The 23,011-nt window shown below is 70.9% G+C and carries 21 protein-coding genes and 1 pseudogene; 8 read left to right on the forward strand and 14 right to left on the reverse strand.

Features of this window, described 5'->3' with window-relative positions; genetic code table 11:
• Positions 1–106 precede the first annotated feature (106 nt).
• A complete protein-coding gene (locus EBO15_RS11395; RefSeq protein ID WP_122194319.1) occupies positions 107–1,024 on the forward strand; it encodes a DMT family protein in 918 nt (305 codons plus the stop codon).
• A 105-nt stretch (positions 1,025–1,129) separates the two neighbouring features.
• Here EBO15_RS11395 and EBO15_RS11400 read toward each other — a convergent pair whose 3' ends face one another.
• Positions 1,130–2,389: a chymotrypsin family serine protease gene (locus EBO15_RS11400; protein WP_122194320.1), complete on the reverse strand. Its 1,260-nt coding sequence runs from the start codon at positions 2,387–2,389 to the stop codon at positions 1,130–1,132.
• Between the two features lie 444 nt (positions 2,390–2,833).
• On the opposite strand from EBO15_RS11400, the gene EBO15_RS11405 reads away from it, so the two are divergent.
• Both EBO15_RS11405 and EBO15_RS11410 read left to right on the forward strand, forming a co-directional pair.
• Entirely contained in the window at positions 2,834–4,024 is a 1,191-nt protein-coding gene (locus tag EBO15_RS11405; protein ID WP_158628187.1) for an ROK family transcriptional regulator, read from the forward strand.
• Positions 4,021–4,461 (forward strand): ChbG/HpnK family deacetylase, encoded by a 441-nt coding sequence (locus tag EBO15_RS11410; RefSeq protein WP_122194322.1) that lies wholly within the window; start codon positions 4,021–4,023, stop codon positions 4,459–4,461. The genes EBO15_RS11405 and EBO15_RS11410 overlap by 4 nt, the downstream gene beginning before the upstream one ends.
• A 26-nt stretch (positions 4,462–4,487) precedes the next feature.
• Here the strand turns inward: EBO15_RS11410 and EBO15_RS11415 are convergent, their stop codons facing one another.
• Both EBO15_RS11415 and tnpA read right to left on the reverse strand, forming a co-directional pair.
• Positions 4,488–5,651: an RNA-guided endonuclease InsQ/TnpB family protein gene (locus EBO15_RS11415; RefSeq protein ID WP_233616116.1), complete on the reverse strand. Its 1,164-nt coding sequence runs from the start codon at positions 5,649–5,651 to the stop codon at positions 4,488–4,490.
• Between the two features lie 28 nt (positions 5,652–5,679).
• Positions 5,680–6,116, reverse strand: a pseudogene (gene tnpA, locus EBO15_RS47275) (IS200/IS605 family transposase).
• 267 nt (positions 6,117–6,383) lie between these two features.
• Here tnpA and EBO15_RS11425 point away from each other — a divergent pair.
• Entirely contained in the window at positions 6,384–7,907 is a 1,524-nt protein-coding gene (locus tag EBO15_RS11425) for an MFS transporter (protein ID WP_199744472.1), read from the forward strand.
• Between the two features lie 58 nt (positions 7,908–7,965).
• Here EBO15_RS11425 and EBO15_RS11430 read toward each other — a convergent pair whose 3' ends face one another.
• From EBO15_RS11430 to EBO15_RS11450, 5 genes are all read right to left on the reverse strand, one after another.
• The gene (locus tag EBO15_RS11430; RefSeq protein WP_122194324.1) at positions 7,966–8,703 is read right to left on the reverse strand and encodes a VOC family protein; all 738 of its coding nucleotides are present in this window, start codon (positions 8,701–8,703) and stop codon (positions 7,966–7,968) included.
• A gap of 69 nt (positions 8,704–8,772) precedes the next feature.
• Positions 8,773–10,179, reverse strand: a complete 1,407-nt coding sequence (locus tag EBO15_RS11435; protein WP_122194397.1) for an FAD-dependent oxidoreductase — start codon at positions 10,177–10,179, stop codon at positions 8,773–8,775.
• A gap of 190 nt (positions 10,180–10,369) precedes the next feature.
• Positions 10,370–11,632 (reverse strand): chymotrypsin family serine protease, encoded by a 1,263-nt coding sequence (locus EBO15_RS11440; RefSeq protein WP_122194325.1) that lies wholly within the window; start codon positions 11,630–11,632, stop codon positions 10,370–10,372.
• An 841-nt stretch (positions 11,633–12,473) separates the two neighbouring features.
• Positions 12,474–12,656 carry a hypothetical protein gene (locus EBO15_RS11445; RefSeq protein WP_122194326.1) on the reverse strand — a complete coding sequence of 61 codons (183 nt, stop codon included), beginning with the start codon at positions 12,654–12,656 and terminating at the stop codon, positions 12,474–12,476.
• Positions 12,657–12,886: 230 nt separating this feature from the next.
• On the reverse strand, positions 12,887–13,783 hold the full coding sequence (locus EBO15_RS11450) for an NAD-dependent epimerase/dehydratase family protein (protein ID WP_122194327.1): 897 nt from the start codon (positions 13,781–13,783) through the stop codon (positions 12,887–12,889).
• 145 nt (positions 13,784–13,928) lie between these two features.
• On the opposite strand from EBO15_RS11450, the gene EBO15_RS11455 reads away from it, so the two are divergent.
• Positions 13,929–14,891, forward strand: coding sequence for a GlxA family transcriptional regulator (locus tag EBO15_RS11455; protein WP_122194328.1), 963 nt, complete (start codon positions 13,929–13,931; stop codon positions 14,889–14,891).
• 16 nt (positions 14,892–14,907) lie between these two features.
• On the opposite strand, the gene EBO15_RS11460 is transcribed toward EBO15_RS11455, so the two are convergent.
• Complete coding sequence (locus tag EBO15_RS11460) at positions 14,908–15,594, reverse strand: HAD family hydrolase (RefSeq protein WP_122194329.1); 687 nt, start codon at positions 15,592–15,594, stop codon at positions 14,908–14,910.
• 25 nt (positions 15,595–15,619) lie between these two features.
• Positions 15,620–16,369: a metallophosphoesterase gene (locus EBO15_RS11465; protein WP_233616124.1), complete on the reverse strand. Its 750-nt coding sequence runs from the start codon at positions 16,367–16,369 to the stop codon at positions 15,620–15,622.
• Positions 16,370–16,453: 84 nt separating this feature from the next.
• On the opposite strand from EBO15_RS11465, the gene pdxR reads away from it, so the two are divergent.
• Positions 16,454–17,842 carry a MocR-like pyridoxine biosynthesis transcription factor PdxR gene (gene pdxR / locus EBO15_RS11470; RefSeq protein ID WP_122194330.1) on the forward strand — a complete coding sequence of 463 codons (1,389 nt, stop codon included), beginning with the start codon at positions 16,454–16,456 and terminating at the stop codon, positions 17,840–17,842.
• Between the two features lies 1 nt (position 17,843).
• On the opposite strand, the gene EBO15_RS11475 is transcribed toward pdxR, so the two are convergent.
• Positions 17,844–18,749, reverse strand: a complete 906-nt coding sequence (locus EBO15_RS11475; RefSeq protein WP_122194331.1) for an MBL fold metallo-hydrolase — start codon at positions 18,747–18,749, stop codon at positions 17,844–17,846.
• An 80-nt stretch (positions 18,750–18,829) separates the two neighbouring features.
• Between EBO15_RS11475 and EBO15_RS45925 the strand changes: the two genes are divergently transcribed.
• Entirely contained in the window at positions 18,830–19,681 is an 852-nt protein-coding gene (locus tag EBO15_RS45925) for a LysR family transcriptional regulator (RefSeq protein WP_122194332.1), read from the forward strand.
• Positions 19,682–19,689: 8 nt separating this feature from the next.
• Here the strand turns inward: EBO15_RS45925 and EBO15_RS11485 are convergent, their stop codons facing one another.
• Together EBO15_RS11485 and EBO15_RS11490 are read right to left on the reverse strand one after the other, a co-directional pair.
• Positions 19,690–20,373, reverse strand: a complete 684-nt coding sequence (locus EBO15_RS11485) for a response regulator transcription factor (protein WP_122194333.1) — start codon at positions 20,371–20,373, stop codon at positions 19,690–19,692.
• Between the two features lie 56 nt (positions 20,374–20,429).
• Entirely contained in the window at positions 20,430–21,026 is a 597-nt protein-coding gene (locus EBO15_RS11490) for a VanZ family protein (protein ID WP_122194334.1), read from the reverse strand.
• Between the two features lie 432 nt (positions 21,027–21,458).
• Here EBO15_RS11490 and EBO15_RS11495 point away from each other — a divergent pair, with 432 nt between their 5' ends.
• Positions 21,459–21,998: a DUF1062 domain-containing protein gene (locus EBO15_RS11495; RefSeq protein ID WP_233616118.1), complete on the forward strand. Its 540-nt coding sequence runs from the start codon at positions 21,459–21,461 to the stop codon at positions 21,996–21,998.
• A gap of 58 nt (positions 21,999–22,056) precedes the next feature.
• Here the strand turns inward: EBO15_RS11495 and EBO15_RS11500 are convergent, their stop codons facing one another.
• Positions 22,057–23,010 carry a helix-turn-helix transcriptional regulator gene (locus tag EBO15_RS11500; RefSeq protein ID WP_122194336.1) on the reverse strand — a complete coding sequence of 318 codons (954 nt, stop codon included), beginning with the start codon at positions 23,008–23,010 and terminating at the stop codon, positions 22,057–22,059.
• Position 23,011: the final 1 nt, after the last annotated feature.

Here is a 23,011-nt window from a genome sequence, read left to right on the forward strand (position 1 = left end):
ATTGCGCGTCATGCTGCGAGAGGGGCGGCGCTCGACTGCGCCCGGCGGCCGGAGGTCGGCGGCGGTCCCCGGTCCCCCGCAGAGCGGTACGCGAACGGAGCAATCGATGATCATCGGCCTCATGACGGCCATCTCGGCATCGGCCTGTTACGGCGTCGGGTCGGTCCTCCAGGCCATGGGGTCCCGCAGGTCCAGCCGCCAGGAGGCCGCCGCGAGCTCCGCGAGCGGCACCACCCAGCGCGGCGGCCCCAGTCTCTCCTCCACCGCGAAAGCCGCTGTGACCTGGGAATTCATGCTGGGAAGCGTCCTGGACTTCGTCGGATTCGGGCTCGGCGCGCTGGCCGCGCGACTCCTGCCCCTGTTCCTGTCGCAGACCGTGATCAGCGCCAACCTGGTGATCACCGCGGTGCTGGGCATCAAGCTGCTGGGCGTCAAGCTGACCGGGCGCGAGTGGGGCTCCATCGGCGTGGTCTGCGCGGCCCTGGTGCTGCTGGCCGGCGCCGCCGGCCCGGAAGGCAGCGGCCACACCCCGATCACCACCCACTGGTGGCTGCTGGCGGCGTCCGCGCTGCTGATCGGCGGTGGCACCCTGGCGGTCCGCTGGCTGGGAGCGAACGCGGCGATCGCGGCCGGTCTGCTGTCCGGCCTGGGCTTCGGCGTCGTCGGCATCGGGGTACGGGTGCTGAACGGCGTGGACCCGCTCGACCTGGGCGCGCTGCTCACCGACCCGGCCCTCTACGCCATCCTGATCGGCGGCGTCGGCGGCATGTACCTCCACACCGTCGCCCTGCAGATCGGCTCGATCAACGGCGCGACCGCGGCCCTGGTCGTGGGCGAGACCGTCGTCCCCGGCGCCCTCGGCGTCCTCTGGCTCGGCGACGCCTCGCGCTCCGGCTATGCCTGGCTGGCGGTCGTCGGCTTCCTGCTCGCCGTGGTGGGCGCCGTCGCCGTCGCCTGGTTCGGCCAGTCCGAGGAGACCCACGCCCAGGAACCCCGCCCCGAGGAAGTCCCCGCCTCGAACTGACCCGACCACGAGAAATGTGAAGCGGCCCCCGATCCGAAGGGATCGGGGGCCGTGATGTGGACGGTGCGTCGATCCCGGTCATCTATGGGCGCGCCGACCTTTGGTTCAGTTGGTCTTCACGGTGATCCCGAAGTCGCGCCAGGCCGTGCCGAAGTCCTGGTAGTAGAGCGTGGAGGTGTGGTTGGTGTCGGTGCCGGTGACCGTCCCCTTGGCCACGACGTCGTAGTCGCCGCTGACGGAGAAGACCGGTCCGCCGCTGTCGCCATCCCGGCTGGCCGGCCCGCCGCCGACACGGCGAGCGACGATCAGGTCATAGAAGAACCCTCTGTTGCCGTAGTCATCGGCGTTGAACCACTCGGCGTAGGTGAAGTTCTCGGTGTTCTGGATCCCGCAGACGGCGCCGCTGGTCGCGCCGGACTGGCAGACCCATTCGTAGGCGTAGGCCCAGTCCCAGCCGACGACGTGCTTGGTGAAGTCGCCCCAGCGACTACCGTCCCAGATACGTCCCGTCGAAGGGGCGTTGATGAGGAGCAGGTCGTGCCCGACGTGCTCCTGGGTGGCCCGTCCGACCCACTTGCCGGTCCCGGGCGTCGACCATTGGCCGTTGTGCCAGCCGCCTCCGGGGCGGCCACAGTGACCAGCGGTCAAGAGGTAGCTGTTGCCCCAGGTGTCGATGACGCCCCACCCGGCCGTGCACATCTTCTTTGGTTCGCCTGGGAAGTCGTCGTTGAGGATGGCACCACCCCCCGCGTACTCCCCATCGTCGTCGAGCCGGCCGTTGAGGCTGGGAGCGCCGCCGTCGACGTAGGTCACCGGAACACCGCCGAGGGTCGTGGGCCGCGCCGCGAGTCCCCTGCCCTTGTCCCTGGTGGTCAGGACCAGACCGTCTCCCTTGAGCGAGCCGGCGACCTGGTTGATCGGATAGTCCGGGTCCTTCTTCATGTCGGCTATGAGTCCCGAGGCCGCCGCCTTGAGTTCGGCCTGGGAGTAGCGGGCGGGTTTCACCTCGACCGCCGCGACACCGCGCGCCTGCCCGACCGCCTTGCTCACAGCGGCGGGCAGCTTGCCCTTCCACCACAACTCCACCGACTTGGGCTGCAGGGCGATACCCGCGAACCCTCCTCTCTGTCCCGATTTCTCCATCGCCCAGGAGATCTTCGACGCTGCTTCCTTCAGCGGCACCTGGTCATGCATCTTCTGCCGGATGTCCGCCGGAATGTAGCTGAACGGAACCGGCTCGACGGCGCCCTTGCCGCTGCTCGATGCCTGCCCTGCGGTGGCGGACACCATGCCCGACACCGCCACACTCAGCACCGCCGCGCCCAAGACCCCGACGAACCGTGCCGAGCCCTGCCTGAAACCCATGTGGTCCTCTCAAGTAGACCCGTGACCTGGCGAGAGTATTGATCAACTTCACGGGAAAAGGCAGGCACAGGCGTGCGGTCCGGCTGTGCAACGCGTGCGGCGATACCCGGAGCTTTTCGGCGCGACCTCCGTACCGTGCGGGACGTAGATATCCGGGGGGAGACAAGCCGCCAGGCCGTCGATATTTAGTGCAACGAATTGCGACGGCTTCCACACCGAAGGTGCCCCGCTGGACTTGGGGCCCGCATGGGTGTCCGAGTTCCCCTCCTTCTCGTTCGACCCCGCCGGGGCGCGCCAGTCCGGCACCTGGGCGATCGGCGCAGCGGGTGTGTCTTGGTTCGCTCGCCTGGGTGGCGCGGTGCGCGACGAGTAGGTAACTTCTCTGCCTACTTGTCTCGGTGACGTCGTTCGCGGCGTCCGATGCACCACCCGCCGGAGGTGGACGTGGCTGATGAGGGGTACCTGGCCGGGCCGCAGGCTCTGCTCGGGTCGTTGAACGCGCGTGCCGTGCTGGACGCGCTGGACCGGTCGGACGAGCCGCGCGCCCGACCCGACCTGGTGCGGGCGACCGGCCTGTCGAAGCCGACCGTGACCAAGGCGCTGGACGCGCTGCTGGCGCACGGCGTCGTCTCCGAGGCCGGGATCGACACCGACCGGCGCGGCCCCGCCGCCACCCTCTACACCGTCGACCCGGGACACGGACATGCCCTCGGTGTCCAGATCGGGCATCGGCGCGTCCGGGTCTGTGTCATCGACCTGGCTGGGGCCGAGCTGTCCCGTGCCGAGGCCGACGTCGGCGGGGAGACGGCCGACAGTCCCAAGGCGCTGGCGGACGCCGTCGCCCGGACGGCCGAGCGCGCCTGCACCGACGCGGGGATCGCGGCGGACCGGCCCGCGCACGCGGTCGTCGGTGTGCCCGCCATCGTCGGCGCCGACCGCCGGACCATCCGGGTCGGGCGGGGCCTGCCACGGTCGGGCGAAGGGCTGGTGGCGGCGCTGGACGACGCGCTGCCCGTCCCGTTCGTGTTGGAGAACGACGCCAACCTCGCGGCCCTTGCCGAGCGGCGCGTCGGCACCGTCCGGGACCTGGACGACTTCGTCGTGCTGCGGCTCGGCACCGGGCTGGGCGCGGGCGTCTTCCTCGGCGGACGCCTGCACCGGGGCATCGCCGGGGGCGCGGGCGAAGTCGGGTTCCTGCCGCAGCCGGGCGTTCCACTGGGCGAGTCCGTCCTCGCGCGGCGGACCGTCGACCCGGACGGCGAGACGTTCGCCCGCGCCGCCGCGGGCGACGCCGAGGCCCTCGCATGGACCAGGGAGTACGCCCGCGCGCTGGCCCAGGTCGTCGCCGCCGTCAGCCTGATCGTCGAGCCCGGCGTGTTCGTCGTCAACGCCCCCGACACCGCCGACGGACCCGACCGCGCAGGCGGGCACACGCTGGTGCGCCTGGTCGAGGAACTGCTCGCCGAGCTCGCGCCCGAACTGGTTTGCCAGCTGCGGCTGTCGGGCGTCCCGCACGACACCGCCGTCCTCGGCGGCGCGGGCTGGCTGGCCCGCGACGAGTTGAAGGAGCGGCTGTTCGCGGCCGCGAGCCGCGCTCCCCTCCACCCCCGTCCCCCGACCCCGGAGCACTCGTGAACCTCGCCGAACGCCTGGGCCACGCCCCCGACGCGCGCCTGCTCATCGTCAACGCCGACGACCTCGGCATGTGCCTGTCGGCCAACACCGGCATCCTCGCGCTGCTGGACGCGGGCGCGATCAGCTCCGCTACCGTCATGACGCCCTGCTCTTGGGCGCCCGCCGCGATCGGCGCCGCAGGCGGGCACGACGTCGGCGTCCACCTGACTCTCACCAGCGAATGGGACTCCTACCGGTGGGGCCCGGTCACCCGCGACGCCCCGGTCTCGTCCCTCGTGGACGCCGACGGGTACTTCCCCCGCGACTGCCGAACCGTCGAGGAACGCGCCAACCCCGACGAGGTGTACCGGGAACTGCGTGCGCAGGTCCTGAAGGCGATCTCCCTCGGCCTGGACCCCTCGCACGCCGACAACCACGTGACTCCTCCTCCCGGATGAATTCGGGGGGCTTCTCCTGTTGGTGGTTAGGCCACGTCGGGAAGGACCAGCCCGGCCCTGTGTGCGATGTTCCAGGCGCCTACCCGGTCCGCGTGGTCGCGGTGGTCGCAGGAGGTGCACTGGAATCTTTCGCCGTCGCGGTTTCGGGCGTCCACGTGCCCGCACCTGGGGCAGGTGCGGGAGGTGTTGCGGGGGTCCACCGGGATCAGTACGCGAGCGGCGCTTTCAGCCTTCTGCGCGAGGATGCCCAGGAACACCCCCCAACCCGCGTCGAGAATGCTCCGGTTGAGCCCGGCCTTGGCGGCGGCACCGTTCGGCAGGAACGTGCCGGGCGTCTGGGGGGCGGGCTTGGGCTTGGGGGCGCGGACCATGTTCGCGATGTTCAGCCGCTCGTGCGCCACCTGGTCGTAGCAGCGGACCAGGGCGAGCGCGGTCTTGTGGGCATGGTCCAGGCGCCGGCGACGCGCCTTGCGGTGCAGCGTGGCAACCTTCTCCACGGCCCGGCGGTGCCTGGCGGTGCGGTCATCCCGCTTCCGCCGGGGAAATGTCTTGAGGGCCCGTTGCGCATCGGCGAGGGCATCGGCGTTGCGCCTGCCGTGCCTGGGGTTTTGGACGTGCGTGCCCTCGGAGGTGGTGAGGAAGTGCGTGATGCCCATGTCGATGCCGGTCACCGCCCCTGTGGCGGGCAGCGGCTCGGCGGGCACGTTGTCACAGGCGAGGACGACGTACCACCGGCGTCCCTCGCGCTTGACCGAGACGGTCTTGACGCGTCCTTTCACCGGCCGGTGCTGGTGGACGCGGATGTGTCCGACGCCTTGCAGGCGGACACGAGTGACGGTGTCGCGGGGGGTGGAATCCCACCGGCACCCGTCGCCGTCCTTCGGGAACTCCACGGTGTCGAACCAGTTGACGCCCCGGAACCGGGGATAGCCGGGCCTCTCCCCGGCCTTCACACGCCGGTAGAACGCCCGGAACGCCTTGTCCAGGCGGCGCAAGGTGGCCTGCTGCGAGGAGAACGACCAGCGTCCCTGACGCTCCGGGTCGAACGCCCGGATCTCCTTGAGCTGGGCGGACTGCTGCCCGTAGGTGACCGAGGTCTTCGACCTGTGCCGGTAGGCGTCGCGGCGTTCCTGCAACGCGCTGTTGTAGAGCGAGCAGTGATCCCGCAGCATCTCCTCCAGTGCCTGCACCTGACCGACAGTGGGACGGAGAAGGAACTTATACGCCCGGTGCACGGCCGGCCTCCTTGTCCTTCTTCTCCTTCCGCTTCTTCACCCGAGGGCGTTCCCACTGGGTGTCGATGTACTTCTCCACCGCATCCGCCGAAACGGCACCCACCAAAGCGACGAAGAACGACGACGACCACAGCGTGGGCATAGGGGACTCCAGGTGAGGGAACTCCTCCCGCAACACGCGGGAAGTGAAGCCCTTGAACTGGTTCGCCACGTAGGAGGCGGACGCCTCCGGCTCGTGCTCGACGAACACGCGCACGTGATCCGGCATCACCTCAAACGCGATGATCTCCCAGCCCTTCTCCTCAGCCTTCTACTCGATCAGCTCACGCAGCCGGACCCCGACCCGGCCGCCAAGAACCCGGCGGCGGTACTTGGGCACCACACCACATACAAGCCAAGTCGTACACACCGCCGAAGCACCGGCGAACCTTCCGCGCCACAGCCACACCACCACCATAAACGCGGCACACATCTAGCCGAGGCCAGAACGGCCCGAGAGAAACGACTCCCCGATACCTAAAGGCACAGGCCCCCTCGCCAGCTATCGGATGGGCAGCGTCCACGGCCTGGGGACCGGCCGCCACTTCCTGGAACCGGTGCTGCTCGTGTGCGCCGAGTTTCCGGCTCCCCCGCCACCCTGCCGGCAGCCTGGTCCCAGGGCTGGCGCTGCCCGCCGAGATCGTGGACGTGGCCCGAGCCGCCGCGGCGGGCGTGGTCATCCCCGACCGTCTGTGGACGCTGTCGTTCCCCCTCCTGGACGGCGAGACCCACGACTCGCTCGAACGCGACCTCATCGACCTCGTCCGCGGCATCCCCAAGGGCGTGAACGAGCTGTTCGTCCGCCCTCATCGGCTGGCGAGACCTGCGCGACCTCCAGCGGGGCGCCGTGCGGACCGGCGCCCGGTGAGCAGGGCGCGGCGGCCCCTGGCCTACGGGGCCGGGAACCTGGGCGTCCAACTCCTCGCGCAGACCTTCACCAACTACGCCACCTTCTACTACGTCGACCGGCTCGGCCTGAACGCCGCGCTCGTCGGCGCCGTCATGATCGCCAGCGGGGCGGCGCTGGCGATCCTCAACCCCGTGATCGGGCACCTCTCCGACCGGACCCGCACCCGCTGGGGACGCCGCGTCCCCTACATCGCCGCCGGAACCCTCCCCCTGGCCGTAGTCAGCGCCGCGATCTGGGCACCGCCGTTCCACGGGCACACCGCCCTGCTGTGGTACTTCCTGGTCACCGTCCTGGTCTTCGACCTGCTGACCATCACGGTGGTGCTCAACTACGGCGCGCTGTTCCCCGAGATGTTCCGCACGACGCGCGAGCGGGCGGCGGTCGCGCCCGCACGCCAGCTGTTCGGGATCGCCGGGATGATCCTCGGCGTGGCCGGGGCTCCCCTGCTGTACGGGTCGATCGGCTGGCCCGCGATGGGCGCCTGCTTCGCGCTGCTCGCCGCGGCGTCACTCGCGCTGTCGCTGCACGGATCGGTCGAGCGCGCCGATGTGCCGCACGCGTCGTTCGGGTTCACCGCGGCCGTCCGGTACACGCTCGCCAACAGGGCGTTCGTCACCTACGCCGTCGGCGGGCTCCTCCTCCAGCTGGCCATGGCGATCTTCCAGGGCGGCCTGCCGTTCTACACCGAGTACGCGCTGGGCCTGGGCGACGCCGCCAACACCGCGATCCTCGGCTCGCTGTTCGCCGCGGCGATCCCGACGCTGTTCGTCTGGGGACGCCTCATCACCCGCTGGGGGCCGCGCTCGGCGGTCCTCGCGGCGACCGCGGTGCTCGCGGCGGCGCTGCTGCCCTTCCTCGGAGCGTCCGGGCTGCCCGCCGCGATGGCCACGGGAGCGCTGGTCGGCGTCGGGGCGGCCGGGGTCATGGTCCTGCTGGAGGTGCTGCTGGCGGACGTCATCGACGACGACACGGCACGCACCGGCGCGCGCCGCGAAGGCATGTACACCGGAATGAACGGCTTCGTCGTCCGCTGGGGGACGTCCCTGCAAGCGGTGCTCATCAGCGGCGTCCTCGGCGCCTCCGGGTACCACGCGGGCGCCGGGCATCAGCCGGGCTCGGTCGACACCGGGGTGCGGCTGCTTCTCGGGGCGGTGCCGATCGCCGTCCTGCTTCTGGCGGCCGCGTCGTTCCTGCTGTACCCGCTGCGCGACCGCACCCGCGCGGTCAGCATGGCGGTCGAACCCGTGGGCGAGGCGGGCTGACACAAGGGCGGGCCCTGACCGTGGTCAGGGCCCGCCCCGTCTTGCTGAGCGGTGTGCGTCAGGCCGGGCGGAGGATGCAGAACTCGTTGCCCTCGGGGTCGGCCAGGACCGTCCACGGGACGTCGCCCTGACCGATGTTGACGTCGACGGCGCCGAGCGCGCGCAGCCGGTCCGCCTCCGCCTCGCGGTCGTCACCCGCGTACGGCCGGAGGTCGAGGTGGATGCGGTTCCGCACGGTCTTCACGTCCGGCGTGCGGACGAACTCCAGGTACGGCCCGACGCCCTTGGACGAACGCATCGTCGCCTGGTCGTCGGTCACCTCGTGGACGGTCCAGTCCATCGCCTCGCCCCAGAACCGCGCCATGGCCCGCGGGTCCACGCAGTCGACGACCACGGCGGCCATCGGCCCGGTGTCCCGGTAGATCTCCCGAGGCTCGAGGACGCAGAACTCGTTGCCCTCCGGGTCGGCCAGGACCGTCCACGGGACGTCGCCCTGACCGATGTCGGCGGGCGTCGCGCCGAGCTCCGTGAGACGGGCGACCAGCTCCGCCTGGTGGGCCTCGGAGGTGGTGGCGAGATCGACGTGCGCGCGGTTCTTCACCGTCTTGGCGCCCTCGTCGCGGACGACGTCGATGTAGAGGGCCGAGGGGTCCGGGTAGGTGAGGCCCTTGGGCCCGAGGTTGGTCACCCCGGGTCCCTCGCTGTCCATCCCCCAGTCGAGAACCTCCGCCCAGAACCGTCCGAGCGCGGCGTCGTCCCCGGCCTTCATGTGAATCTGCACAAGCCTCGTTGCCATGCGGCAGATCCTATTCCGTCCGGGTATCGGCCCAGCCGAGGCAGGTCGTCGCCTGGGCCGGGCGGCCCGTCAGAGGAGGCCGAGCACCTCGTTGAGCGCCTCGGTGGCGCTCGGGTGCGTGTAGATCGCGTCGCGCAGTTCGGTGGCCGTCACGTCGTGCCGGATGGCGAGGGCGATGGTGTTGATCATCTCCTGGGAGTCGGTGCCGAGCAGCGCCGCGCCGAGGACGAGGTCGGTGTCCGCGTCGACGACGACCTTGAACAGGCCCCGCGTCTCCCCCACGATCCGGGCGCGGGGCATGGCCGCGATCTGCGCGACCGGCTTCGCCGCGACCTTGACGTTGTGCCCTGCCTCGCGCGCGGCCTTCTCGGTCAGCCCGACCGTGGACAGTGGCGGCGTGATGAACGTCGTGGTGGGGACGGCGCGCCGGTCGGCCGTGCTGCGCCGTCCGGACCCGACCAGCTGGTCCGCGACGATGCGGTGGTCGTCCAGGGAGATGTAGGTGAACTGCGGGCCCCCGTTGACGTCGCCGATGGCGAAGACACGCGGGTTGCTGGCGCGCAGATGCTCGTCGACCGCGATGGCGCCGCGCTCGGTGAGCTCGACGCCCGCTGCGTCCAGGCCGAGTCCGTTGGTGGCCGGCCTGCGGCCGGTGGCCGCGAGCACCCGGTCCACGAGGACCTCGCCCTTCGTGCCCTCGATCTCGTAGCGGACGATGGCACCGCCCTCGGTGTCCTCGACCTCGGTCACGGACGCGCCGGTCACCACCCTGATCCCGTCGCCGGTGAGGATCGCCGCGAGGGTCCCGGCGATGTCGTCGTCCTCGCGTCCGGCCAGGCGCGGAGAGGACTCGAGGACGGTCACCTCGGAGCCGAAGCGGCGGTACATCTGCGCGAACTCCAGGCCGAGCGGGCCGCCGCCGATGACGGCCAGGTGGCGGGGCAGCTCGGTGCCGCGCAGCAGGTCCGTGCTGGTGGCCAGGTGGGCGCTCTCCCGCAGCCCGGGAATCGGGGGCACGACGGGAACGGCTCCGGTGTTCACCACGATCGCGCCCGCGGAGACGAGAAGCCGGTCGTCGCCGGCGCGCACTTCGACGGTCTCCGGGCCCAGGAAGCGGGCCTTCCCTGTGACGACGGTGACGGTGTCTATTCCGTCGAGCATCGCGTAGTTCTTCTGGTTCAGGAAGGCGGTCAGGTCCTGCACGTCGCGCGCGTTCTTCTCGAACCACACCGCCGGGTCGTCGGCGCCGGGCCGTTCCCCGGAGCGGTGCACGAGCGCCTTGGTCGGGACGCAGCCGATGTTGATGCAGGTGCCGCCGTACATCTGATCGGACTGCTCCACCAGGACGACCCGCTGCCCCTTACGTCCGAGGGCACTCGCGAGCGTCTTCCCGCCCTTGCCGAACCCGATCACCAGCAGATCGGCCTGAAGGGCCGCGTCGCCCTCGGCCGCCGTCTTGTCCGTCAATGCCGTCATGGCCTCGACGAACACCCACACCCCGAGGCGTATTCCGGTTCCCCGCCCCTGAACCCCCATCGCGCAATCCAGCGACCACTGGGCCGACCGCCGGACATGACCGCCTGGGCACATGAAGCGGCCCCCGATCTGTTCGGATCGGGGGCCGTGGTGGCGACGGGGTCACCCGCGAGCAGATCCGGCCGTTGGCTCAGCCCAGCTTCACGTTGATCCCGAAGTCGCGCCAGGCCGTGCCGAAGTCCTGGTAATAGATCATGGACATGTCCTTGTTGTCGAGGCCGGTGAGCGTTCCCTTGGCTATGACCTCGCGGTCACCGTTGGTGAGGGAGAAGATGGGGCCGCCGCTGTCACCATGCTGGGCCGGTAGCCCGCCGTCGGCACGGCGAGCGACGACCAGGTCGGTGTACCACTCCTTGTTGCCGTAGGCGTCGGGGCCGAACCAGCCGACGAAGGCGAAATCGGACGTGTTCTGGATGCCGCAGATAGCGCCGCTGGCCGCACCGGACTGGCAGACCCACTCGTTGGCATAGGCCCAGTCCCAACCGCTGACACCCTTGATGAAGGTGCCCGCTTTGCTGCCGTCCCACATACGCCCGGCCGAGTCGGCGTCGATGAGGAGCAGGTCATGCCCGACGTTCTCCCGGACGGCCCGCCCGATCCACAAACCGGTCCAGTCCGTCGTCCATGCGCCGTTGTGCCAGCCGCCTCCGACGCGGCCGCAGTGACCGGCGGTCAAGAGGTAACTGTGGCCGCTGCCGTCAGAGACCCCCCACCCCGCTGTACAAAAGGACTTGACGTTGCCTTTGATGTCGTCGTTGAGGATGGCGCCACCCCCCTTGAAGGACGGTTGGTCGTCCCACCGGCCGGCAGGGCTGGCTATGCCACCTTCGACATAGCTCACCGGAACACCGGCGAGGGTCTTGGGCCGCGCCGCGAGTCCCTTCCCCTTGCCATTGGTGGTCAGGACGAGCCCGTCTCCCTTGAGTGAGCCGGCGACCCGGCTGATCGGATACGCCGGGTCCTTCTTCATGTCGGCCATCAGTCCCGAGGCCGCGGCCTTGAGCTCGGCCTGCGAGTAGCGGGCGGGCTTCACCTCGACCGCCGCGATACCGCGCGCCTGCCCGACGGCCTTGCTCACAGCGACAGGGAGCTTGCCCTTCCACCACAACTCGACCGACTTGGGTTGCAGGACGATACCCGCGAACCCGCCTCCGCGTCCCGACTTCTCCATCGCCCAGGAGATCTTCGACGCGGCCTTCTTCAGCGGCTCCTGGTCGTGCATCTTCTGCCGGATGTCGGCGGGAATATTGCTGAACGGTGCCGGCTTGACGGTGTTCTTTCCGCCGCCGGACGCCGGCCCCGCGGCCGCGGGCACCATGCCCGCCACCGCCACACTCAGCACTGCGGCGCCCAAGACCCCGACGAACCGTGCCGAGCCGTACTTGAAACCCATGCGTTCCCCTCATGTAGGGCGTGACCTGGCGAAAGTATCGATCGAATTCGCAGGAGAATGCTTGCACAGGCGTGCGGCTCGGCTATGCAACGCGTGCGGAGATATCGAGCGAAAAATGAATCGTCACGGTCCGGCGCGGCCTTTTCACTGCGCGCAGAACGCATGTCCGAGAAGGTGAATTTCCATTGAAGGAGCGGCAAATCCGCCGGAAACAATCGGAGACAAGAAATCCTGGTTCGAGTGGCTCGCCCGAGTGGCATCCGAAGGGACCCGGCTGGATTTGCCCGGGTCTCGGAACACGACCGGCTCGTGTGGGCGGAGGAGCGATGGAGGATAGGTGCGGCTCTCTTGTGGTGACACCCCTGAGCCGGGTGGATGGTGCCCCGAGAACGAGCAGTGTGTGTCCCCGCCACCCTCACCACGGTCACGGCCACGGCCGCGCCGACCTGGCTCGCCCCCGCCGACGTCACCCTGGCCCGCGAACAAGGCCGTCGTGTCCGCCGCCAGGGCGACATCTACGCGGTAGAAATCACGCCCGGACATGACACGTCAACCGGCTGGGTCGACACCGCCAGCGCCGACCGGTCTCCGTCGCACAACTGGAACGCCACCACCCGGTACCTGGCCCACCACCCCGCTGACGGGCGCAAACACCGCCCTGTGAGGCTGGTGTGGCCTGTCCGCTTCGTTCAGCGGAACATCCTGCAGATGGGGCGTGGCAGCGGGTGGGCGCCCGGCGACCGACCGAGCGTCGAAGTCCGGGGAGCGGAAGGCGCGCGCATGGCCGCCGGACCCCCTTGGGCTGTCCGACCGGGTTTCACCGCGCCTTCGGCGCAGGTGGTCAGCCCTGTCCGCGTCGCCCGCTGTGGGCCGGAAGTCGATTGAGGACCACGATCATGAACGTCGCGAACGGGCCGATGAACAACGAGGCGACCCACCAGTTGAGTCCGCTGCGCCCCTTCGCCTGGGCGAGGCCGGCGTTGATCAGAGTGAGCGTGCCCCAGCCGACCGCATAGTCGTGCATTGTGTCCCTTCGTGCCCGTATTGAGATCGCATGAGCGTATCCCGGCCGTGCACCCATCGTTGTCCCGAGCTCTTGCTGGTCGAGGTCGATTGGTTGCACTTTCGAACCTTCAGCAAGGAAGAACCGCCGCCAATCACCCGCAGTCCCTCGACCTTGGCGCCCATGAAGGATGGTCGAGCGCCTTGTGGCCGGGTGTGGGAGGGCCGGGGTCCGGCCCTCCCATCGCGGTGTCAGACCGTCAGTGCTTCGCGGAGGGTTGACGGCTTGAGGCCGAAGGTGTCGCGGATGTCGCTGTCGTCCACGAGGAACGGGCGCTCGGCCATGTAGTTCATCTCGGCGAACTCCCGCCAGATCGGATCGGTGAAGGACAGGAGCATCAGGTCCCGTTCGGTGAGCGGCTCCAGGCGCGGTTCGGGCGCTCCGTGGAGTTCGGCGAGAGCGGTCGCGGCCTGGCGCAGCGTCGTGGTGATGACCGGGGCGTGCCAGGCCCGTCCCCAGGCCCGCTCGTCGTCGCCGACCGCGACCAGGGCCGCTGCGACGTCCTCGGTGTACGAGAACGAATGCGCCGCGTCGGGGTTGCCGTGGACGAGCGCCAGCTCACCCTCGAGGACACGGGGCGCGACCAGCAGCGTGAACGCCGAGACCGCGCCCGGGCCCAGGTACTGGCCGGCTCGCACCTCGGTGACCCGCAGCCGCCCCTCGTCGTGGGCGTCCTTGGCCTGCTGCCACAGCTCGGCCCTCACCCGGCCCTTGCGGGTGGTCGGGACCATCGGGGTGCGCTCGGTGAGCGGCTCGTCGGTCGGCTGGTAGCCGTAGTGGTTGCCGAGCATCACGTAGTCGGCCCCGGCCCGCTCGGTCGCGGCGAGGATCGACGCGAACAGCGGCGGCATGGTCTCTGGCCAGGTGTGATAGGCGGTCATGGCGGCGTTGAAGACCGTGGTCGCTCCGGCGAGAGCCTTGGCCAGCTCGTCGGTGCTGCCCGCGTCCAGGGCGATCCGTTCGATGCCGGGGTGGTCGGGGCCGCTGCCGCTGCGGGTGATGAGGCGGACCTGCTCGCCCCTGCCGGCCAGCTGCCTGGCGGTGGCGACCCCGGTCGCGCCTGCCCCGATGACGACTGATTCAGCCATGACGTTGTCTCCGTGTCTCGCAGAAATGGAACGCTCCCCTGAAGGGGAAGGTGGTGCGCGGGGGCCCGACCGCTTGGTCAACTCTGCCGTTCGGACGCGGGGTAGGGTCAGTGGCCTGATAGCCATGAGCCCCAAGGATCTAGCCATGTATCGTGTCGCCGTCCTGGCCGTCCCTCCGGTCAAGCCCTTCGACCTGTCCATGCCGTCGACACTGCTCGGCGCCGCCGAACTCGAGGGACACCCCGCCTATGAGGTGACGGTGTGCACCGCCGTGCCCGGCACGGTCGCCGCCTCCGGTGGCATCGACGTGGTGATCCGGCACGGCCTCGAGGCGGTCGCGGCGGCGGACACGGTGATCGTCCCCTCGACGGCCAGCCGGCACGACGCCGATCCGGCCACCCTGGACGTCCTCCGGGAGGCGGTCGCCGCGGGCAAGCGCGTCGCCTCGATCTGCAGCGGCGCGTTCGTCCTCGCCCAGGCCGGGCTCCTCGACGGCCGTGCCGCCACCACTCACTGGGGCCTGGCCGAGGAACTGCAGCGCGCCTTCCCCTCAGTGCGCGTGGACGCCGACCGGCTGTTCGTCGAGGACGGATCGATCGTCACCGGCGCGGGCTCGGCCGCCGGGATCGACCTGTGCCTGCACCTGATCGACTGCGACTACGGCGCGGCCGTGGCCAACGCCGCGGCCCGTGCCGCCGTCGTCACCCCGGTGCGCCAGGGCGGGCAGGCGCAGTTCGTGCAGACCCCGCTGCCCGCCAAGACCGACTCCTCATTGGACGCGGCCCGCGTCTGGGCACTGCAACATCTGGACCAGCCGATCTCTCTGCACGACCTGGCCGGTCAGGCCGGGGTCAGCGTGCGGACCCTGACCCGCCGCTTCGTGACCGAGACCGGTGTGACCCCGTTCCAGTGGCTGCTCCAGCAGCGGCTGCTGCGGGCCCGCGAACTGCTGGAGACCACCGACCTCACCGTCGAGCATGTGGCCCGCCGCAGCGGCCTCGGCTCCGGCGAGTCGCTCCGCCAGCACCTGAGCCGCCAGATCGGCATGACCCCGGCCGCCTACCGGGGCGCCTTCACTCACCGCCCGGCCGTGAAGGCCGGTCGGTGACGGTGCGTGACTCGGCTCAGTGAACCGGCGAAGGGTCCTCCTCGATCGCGACGCCCTGGTGGCCCGTGACCTCGGACAGGTGGGCGATCAGGTGCGTCGCGCCGGCGGTTCGGAGTCTTTCGGAGGGCGTCAGGGCGGTGTAGCCGAGGACGTCCATGCCTGCGGCGCGAGCGGCCAGGACGCCGTTCGGGCTGTCCTCGACGACCAGGCAGTTTCGCGGCGCGACGCCGAGGGACGCGGCGGCGCGCAGGAAGAGGTCGGGGGCGGGTTTGCCCACGCCGCCGACGTCCTCGGCGCTGAAGACGGTCTCGGGACGAAAGTGGGAGCGCAGGCCGGTCAGGTCGAGGGCGAGGTCGATCCAGGCGCGGTCGGACGACGAGGCCAGGCAGTAGGGAACTCCGGATCGGCGCAGGTCGGTGAGCAGGTCGGCGGCCCCCGGGGTGGCGGTGAGGCTTTGCCGGAAGGCGGCGTAGACGCGTTCCTGCCAGCGCGCCGTGAAGTCGTCGGGCAGGCGGCCGCCGTGACGGTCCGCGATCACGGTGTGGACGTTGCGCGCGGCGGTTCCGAGGAAGTGCTGGAGGGACTCCTCCAGCGTCATCGGATAGCCCAGCTCGGTCAGGTACTCGGCCAGGACGCGGTGCGCGATGCGCTCGCTGTCGACGAGCACACCGTCGTTGTCGAAGATCACCAGTTCGTAGGGCATGCGTGGGCTCCGGAGCGTTGAACGGTCAGAGGAGGACGGACCGGTAGTGCGTCGTCAGGCGTCCCGTGTCGTCCAGGACGTGGAACGCGAACGCGGGCGGCTGGTCGAGGAACACGTGGTCCAGCGGGTGGGCGCGCTGTTCCCACGGGAGGCGGAGCGTGGAGACCACGCCCGGCGCCACCAGCAGCGGCCGTCCGGCGAAGGTGGTGGACGCCGCGGTGTGGGCGTGCCCGCACAGGAAGGCCACCAGGTTGGGATGGCGGGCGGCGAGGGCTTCGAGCCGTTCGGCGCGGAACTGGCGGATGCCGTCGATGTACGGATCGTGCAGCTCGACAGGCGGGTGGTGGAACCCGACGAGGACGGGCGTCGTCTCCGGGGTCTCCGCCAGCACCTGTTCCAGCCAGGCCAGGGTCTCGTCCTGCACCAGGCCCTCATGCCTGCCCGGTACCGAGGAGTCGCAGAGCGCGACGACGGCGCCGCCCACATGACGAACCTCGTCGACCAGGGCTTTTGAAGGCGGCTGCTGAAGCAGGAACTCCCGGAAGGCGGCACGGTCGTCGTGGTTGCCGGGGCAGACCATCACCGGGTGCCTCGAAACGAACAGCTCCCGGGCCAGTTCGTACTCCTCCGGACGGCCGTGATCGGCGATGTCCCCGGTGATGAGGACGGCGTCCAGGTCGTACGGGAGGTCTTCGAGGTAGGACATGACGGCCCGGGTGCGCTCGGTGCTGCGCTCGCCGGTGTCGAGATGGACGTCACTGACATGGGCGATCACGATCAACGCGGCGGTCCCTTCGGTCGGTGCGATGCCGGAACCCGACACTAGAAGGCGACTGGACCAGATTTAAGATCCAGTTCCATGACGCGTTCTTGGTCCAGTTCCGGTGTCGACCTGCACCTCGATCTGGAGGGCACCTCGAAACGGCGGGCGGGCCTGGAAGCCGCCCTGCGCGCGGCGATCCAGGACGGACGCCTGCCCGCCGGGACACTCCTGCCGTCCACGCGCGGGTTGGCGCAGGACCTCGGCCTCTCGCGCGGCACCGTCACGGCCGCCTACGACCAGCTGACCGAGGAAGGGTTCCTGACGACGCGTCCAGGGTCGGGCACCACGGTCGTGGGGCTGGCCTCACAGGCCCCGGTGTCGGAGCCGTCTCCGCAGGTCGAGCCGGCGTTCCGCCACGACCTCCGGCCCGGACGCCCCGACCTCAGCGCCTTCCCGACCGGCGCCTGGCTCGCGGCGACCCGCCGGGTGCTGACCGGCTCCCGTCCGGAGATCTTCGCCGCCGGTGACCCACAGGGGCGGATCGAGCTCCGCCGGGCGCTCGCCGACCATCTCGGCCGCACCCGCGGCGTCGTCGCCTCGCCCGACCGAATTGTGATCACGTCCGGCCACTACCAGGGCGTTCGCCTCCTCAGCGGGGTGCTGGCCGCCGCCGGGACGACGTCCGCCGCCGTGGAGGACCCCGGCCACAACGTCTTCCGGCGGGCCGTCCGGCGCGGCGGGCTCGCCACCCTGCCCGTGCCGGTCGACGGGCACGGCGCCCGGGTGGACGAGGTGCCACCCGACGCCGGGGCCGTGTTCCTCACTCCGTCGCACCAGTACCCGACCGGCGTCCCGCTCCACCCCGACCGCCGCCACGCCGTGTGCGCGTGGGCCCGCTCCACCGGCGGCGTGATCGTGGAGGACGACTACGACGGCGAGTTCCGCTACGAACGCCACCCCGTCGGGGCCTTGCAGGGAATCGCTCCCGACCACGTCGTCTACTGCGGGACGGCGTCCAAGACGCTCAGCCCGGCACTCCGCCTGGCGTGGATGGTGCTGCCTCCCCGGCTCGTGCCCGAGGTCGTCCGGGCCAAGCAGGACGCCGACCTGTACACCGAGTCCCTCGGCCAGCTGGTCCTGGCCGACCTCATCGCCGGGCACGTCTACGACCGCCACATCCGCGCCGCCCGCCTGCGCTACCGCCGTCGCCGCGCGCTCCTGCTCGAACGCGCGTCCGCCGTCCCCGGTCTCACCGTCCATGGCGTCCCGGCCGGGCTGCACAGCCTGCTCACCCTCCCCGCCGACGGGCCGGACGAGACCGAGATCCTCAACCACTGCGCGGCGCGCAGCGTCGGAATCCGCACTTTCACCGAACTCCACCACGACCCCGCCGGTCGCCCCCAAGGCATCCTCGTCGGCTTCGCGGCCCCCTCAGAAAGCGCCTACCCGGCGGCCCTGGACGCCCTGTTCTCCGCCTTCACCTGAATCAGGCGTGCTCGCTGCACAGACATCCGACGCCCTTCTCGATCCATTCCCGCCCGACCCACTCCGGGTGCCGCTCGATCAGCAGCGCCCGGACCTCGGCCGCGATCTCGCCCTCCCCCATCGCGGAGTCGCGACGCCGCCAGGTCTCGTCGCGGAGCAGGCGCAGGTAGTCGCGGACGTCGGCCAGCACCCGCGGGCCGCCGACCTCGCCATGACCGGGGACCACGACCCGGTGCCCACCGGCCGCGAGCCGTTCCATCACCGCCAGCCAGCCGATCCCGGAGACGTCGGTGTCGTACGGCGGGAACCAGGGGAAGATCGCGAACTGCCCGGCCTCGGCGAGGTCGCCGGTGAACAGGACCCCGGCGTCCGGCACCTCGATGACCTGGTCGCCCTTGGTGTGGCCGCGGCCGGTGGGTCGCAGCCGCACCGTGCGTCCGCCGAGGTCCAGGTCGTAGGCGCCGTCGTAGACCTCGTCGGGGGCCGGCACGCGGACGTCGCCGTCGAGCCGGTCGGCGACCGGGGAACCGAAGCCGCGGAACATCTCCAGGTAGCCGGGCCCCTTCGCCTCCAGGTCGTCCGCCTGGGCACGGTTGGCGAGGTAGGTCGCCGCGCCGCCGAACACATGCGCCCCGAAGGCGTGCTCGGGATGGAAGTGCGTCGTCGTCAGGTACAGCCGACGCCCCTTGGCCACCTCGGACGCGAACGCGAGGACCTGTTCGGCGTTGGCGGTGCCCATGCCCGTGTCGACGACGAGCACGGCCCGCTCACCACCGATGACACCGATGTTGGGAACCAGCTGGACGCCGCGGTCCGGGATCACCAGAACGTCCGGAGCGACCTCCTGGACACCGGCCACATGGACGGCGGGATCGAGAACGGGGTCGGGAATCTGCGTGTCGCTCATGCCGCGATTCCACAGCCCGGGGCGTCCGGCCGTCCAAGACCGATGCGGAGGCCCCGATACCCCATCGGTATCGTCGCACCATGGAGCTGCGAACGCTGCGCTACTTCGTCGCCGTCGCCGAGGAACTCCACTTCGGCCGGGCCGCCGCCCGGCTGCACATGAGCCAGCCTCCGCTGAGCCGGGCGATCAAGCGGCTGGAGACCCACCTCGGCGCCACCCTCCTGCACCGCTCGCCCACGGGCGTCACCCTCACCCCCGCCGGGACGGTCCTGCTGAACGAGGCCCGCGACCTGCTCGACCGGGCCGACCTGATCCCCGCGCGCGTCGCCGCGGAGGCCGGCGCCGCGTCCCTCACCATCGGGCTCCTCGGCGACGGCACCGACCTGGGCGCCGTCCGGCTGGCCGACTCCTACCGGGAGCGGCATCCGGGCGTCGAGGTCCGCGTCCGCGAGGCCGACCTCACCGACCCGACCTGCGGGCTGCGGGCCGGACTGGTCGACGTCGCGCTGACCCGCGCGCCGTTCGACGAGACCGGCCTTGCCGTGCGCGAGCTGCGCGCCGACCCGGTCGGCGCGGTGCTCCGCGCCGACGACCCGCTCGCCGACCGCGCCCACCTGGAGCTGGCCGACCTGGCCGGCCGCCGCTGGTTCCAGTTCCCGGACGGCACCGACCCGCAGTGGTGGTCGTACTGGAACGGCGGCGAGCCCCGCGAAGGACCGGTGGTGCGGGCCGTCCAGGAATGCCGGAGCGCCGTGCTCTGGAACGGCACGGTCGGCATGACCCCGCTCGGGCACGCCATGCCCGAGGGGCTGACCGCGGTGCCGCTGGCCGACATGGCTCCGAGCCGCGTCGTCGCGGCGTGGAGCGCGGGCGACACGAACCCGCTGATCCCCTCGTTCGTCCGCCTCGCCACGGCCGCCTACCGCCGCTGAGCGCTCCGCTACTCGAGCGCGCCACCGCCGAGGTCGGTGTCGATCCGGTAGCCGACACCGGGCACCGTGGCGATGAGCCACGGTTCGCCGAGTCGTTTGCGCAGGGCGGAGACGGTGATGCGGACGGCGTTGGTGAACGGGTCGACGTTCTCGTCCCAGGCCCGTTCGAGGAGCTCCTCGGCGCTGACGACCCCGCCCCCAGCGGCGACGAGGACCTCGAGCACGGCGAACTGCTTCCGGGTGAGCGCCACGTAGCGTCCGTCGCGGAAGACCTCCCGGCGGAACGGGTCCAGCCGGACGCCCGCGATCTCCAGGACCGGAGGGCGGACGTGCGCGCGCCTGCGGTCGAGCGCCCTCAGCCGCATGACGAGCTCCCTCAGCTCGAACGGCTTGGTGAGGTAGTCGTCGGCGCCGAGCTCGAACCCGGACGCCTTGTCGTCGATCCGGTCGGCGGCGGTGAGCATGAGGATCGGGATGCCGCTGCCGGACGCGACGATGTGCCGGGCGACCTCGTCACCGGACGGGCCGGGAATGTCGCGGTCGAGGACGGCGAGGTCGTAGGAGTTGACGCTGAGCAGCTCTAGGGCGGAGTCGCCGTCGCCCGCGATGTCGGCGGCGATCGCCTCCAGCCGGAGCCCGTCCCGGACGGCCTCGGCCAGGTAGGGCTCGTCCTCCACGATCAGCACGCGCATGCCCGAAGCCTAGGCGGCGCGGCATATCGCCGGCGTATGCAAGCGGGCGGACCCGCTCAGCGTCCCGGCGCCGGGGCGGAGAGCGGCCGGTCCTCCTCGGACGCGCCGGCCGCGGCCCGCCACCAGCGGCGCGAGGCCAGCGCGGCCAGCCCGGCTCCGGCGGCGTTGACCAGGACGTCGTCCACGGACGACACCCGGTCCAGCCGCAGGACGTACTGCGCGGTCTCGACCAGGGCCGAGCACCCCGCCCCGAGCGCCAGGGCCCGCGGCACCGACGCCAGCGCCGGGAACCGCTGCGGGCAGAAGAACCCCAGCGCCGCGAACACCAGCAGGTTGCCGACGATCTGCGCCGTCGCCGTCACCGGACTGCCGCTGAGGATCGCGAACAGGTCCCGCAGCGGCACCAGGCTCACCCGGGGGTCGGCGCCGGGGTGACTGCCCGGCAACAGGATCATCCACACCCATGGCACCGTCCCGTAGACGATGCCGACCTCGGCCAGTGACCATCGCCGCGCCAGCGCGGTCGGAACCCCGGCGGCCCTGCGGCGGCGCGCCAGGACCCCGACGACCAGCGCGGCCACCGGCAGGACGGCCACCGTGATGAGCGCGACGCCCGTGAACGTGCCGAACAAGCCGTGCCACCCCTTGAGCATGCCGCCTCCGCCTCCGCTTCCCGTCGAGCCGCGGATCCCGGATGGTTCCGCGTCCCCCACTGAAGCAGCAAGGCTGTTTCGAGGGCGTATGCGTTTTCAACGTGCTTGTCGCCGGTCGTGTGCGGCTTCCGTGTCGACCGTCCGGGTTCGTCCGCCACTGGAGTGGCTCAAGGTGCCGGACGAAAAAACCGCTTGAAACCGGCCATCGCGTTTCGTAGGTTGCCTACGGCCCATCATCGTGAAGACAGAGGACGGACCCGCGTGACCCCGCCTGCCCTTTAGACCTGACAGCTTCTCCGCTCTCCTGTAGCCGACGCGCTCTCGTCGGTTCCGCCGGGCTGCCCTCGCGCGCCCGGTTCTACAGCGTTCGAGGCCGCGCGTAATCGGCCTCGTGTCAGGTCTAGAGAGATCATGTCTTCACAACCTCATATCGTGCTGCCCTGGGTCGTCCGTCGTACCCGGCTGCCCCTGCTGTCGCTGCGGTGCGTCGACTGCGGGTCGGAGTCGGCGACCACCGGCGAGGGCAGATTCCGCGTCAACTCCAACGGCAAGCTGGTCGACGTGTGGCTGCTCGTCCGCTGCGTGTCCTGCAACCGGACGGGCAAGCTCACCGTGCACGACCGGGTGCCGGTCAGGTCCCTCGATCCGGCCGTGTTCCGCGGCTACCGCGTCAACGATCCGGGCCTGGTGGCGTCCACGCTGCTGGATCCGCTGCTCGCCCGCCGCAACCGCTTCACCCTGGACTGGACGGGGGCCTGGCGGCTCGACACCCCGTCGCCGTGGCTCGACGAGGCATGGCCCGTCCGGGTGGAGGTCCGCTTCGAGGACCCGGTGCCCGTGCGTCCGGACCGCCTCATCGCGCGGGTCGTCGGCCTCAGCAGGGCTGAGGCGCTGCGCCGGATCAAGTCCGAAACGCCGCTCCGCCGTCCGACCAGCACCGGGTTCACGTTCGACGTGATGCCCGGCGACTAGCGGACGACGAGGCCGCGGCGGGCCATCCGGCTCGCCGCGGCCTTCGGGCTTCGTGCCCTCACGTCCGGATCGCGGCCGTGCACCGGCGGGCGAGGATCTCGAGCTGCTCGACCAGCTCGGGGGGCTCGGTGACGGTGAAGTCGGTGTCGATGGACGTGATCATCCAGGACAGCGCCCACGGGGAGTCGGCGCCCACATGGAGCAGGCAACTGCCGTCGTCGACCGCCTCCAGGACGCCCTTGCCCGTCCAGATGCGGTCGGCCAGTTCGGCGGCCGAGCGGTGCAGGGTGACCGTGGCCCGGTAGGGCCACGCCCACACGGACAGCTGATTCGAGAGGTAGGTGACCACGTCCCCCTCCGGCGCCTCGCGGGGTGGGAATCGCGGGCCGTTGGGCGTCAGGACGTGGAGCCGGTCGACCCGGTAGGAGCGCCAGTCCGTGGCCGCCGTGTCCCACGCGACCAGGTACCAGTGCCGGTTGAAGTTGACGAGTGAGTGCGGCTCGACATCCTTGACCGACTCCCGGCCGTGGAAGTTCGTGTACTCGAAACGCAGCCGCTCGTGACGGTGGCACGCGTCGGAGATGGCGATGAGGGTGTCGGGTTCCACGCGTGGCGCGGACGCCTCCACGCGGACGACGGCGCGCTGCAGCACTTGCAGACGGTGCCGCAGGCGCGAGGGCATGACCTGTTCGAGCTTGGTGAGGGCGCGCAGCGCGGCGTCCTCGAAGCCGCCCACGGTCCCGCCCGTCGTGGTGCGCAGTCCGACGGCGACGGCCAGCGCCTCCTCATCGTCCAGGAGCAGCGGCGGCAGGGTGCTGCCCGCGGCCAGCCGGTACCCGGCCGTGCCCTGGACGGCGTCCACCGGGTAGCCGAGTTCGCGCAGCCGGTCCACGTCCCGCCGGACGGTCCGGGTGCTGACGCCGAGACGTTCGGCCAGATCGCCGCCCGACCAGTCGCGACGCATCTGGAGCAGGGACAGCAGGCGAAGGAGCCGGGCCGAGGTTTCGAGCATG

Origin of the sequence: Actinomadura harenae, from assembly GCF_003696215.1 — a bacterium.
In the GTDB taxonomy this organism is placed as follows: Bacteria; Actinomycetota; Actinomycetes; order Streptosporangiales; family Streptosporangiaceae; genus Spirillospora; species Spirillospora harenae.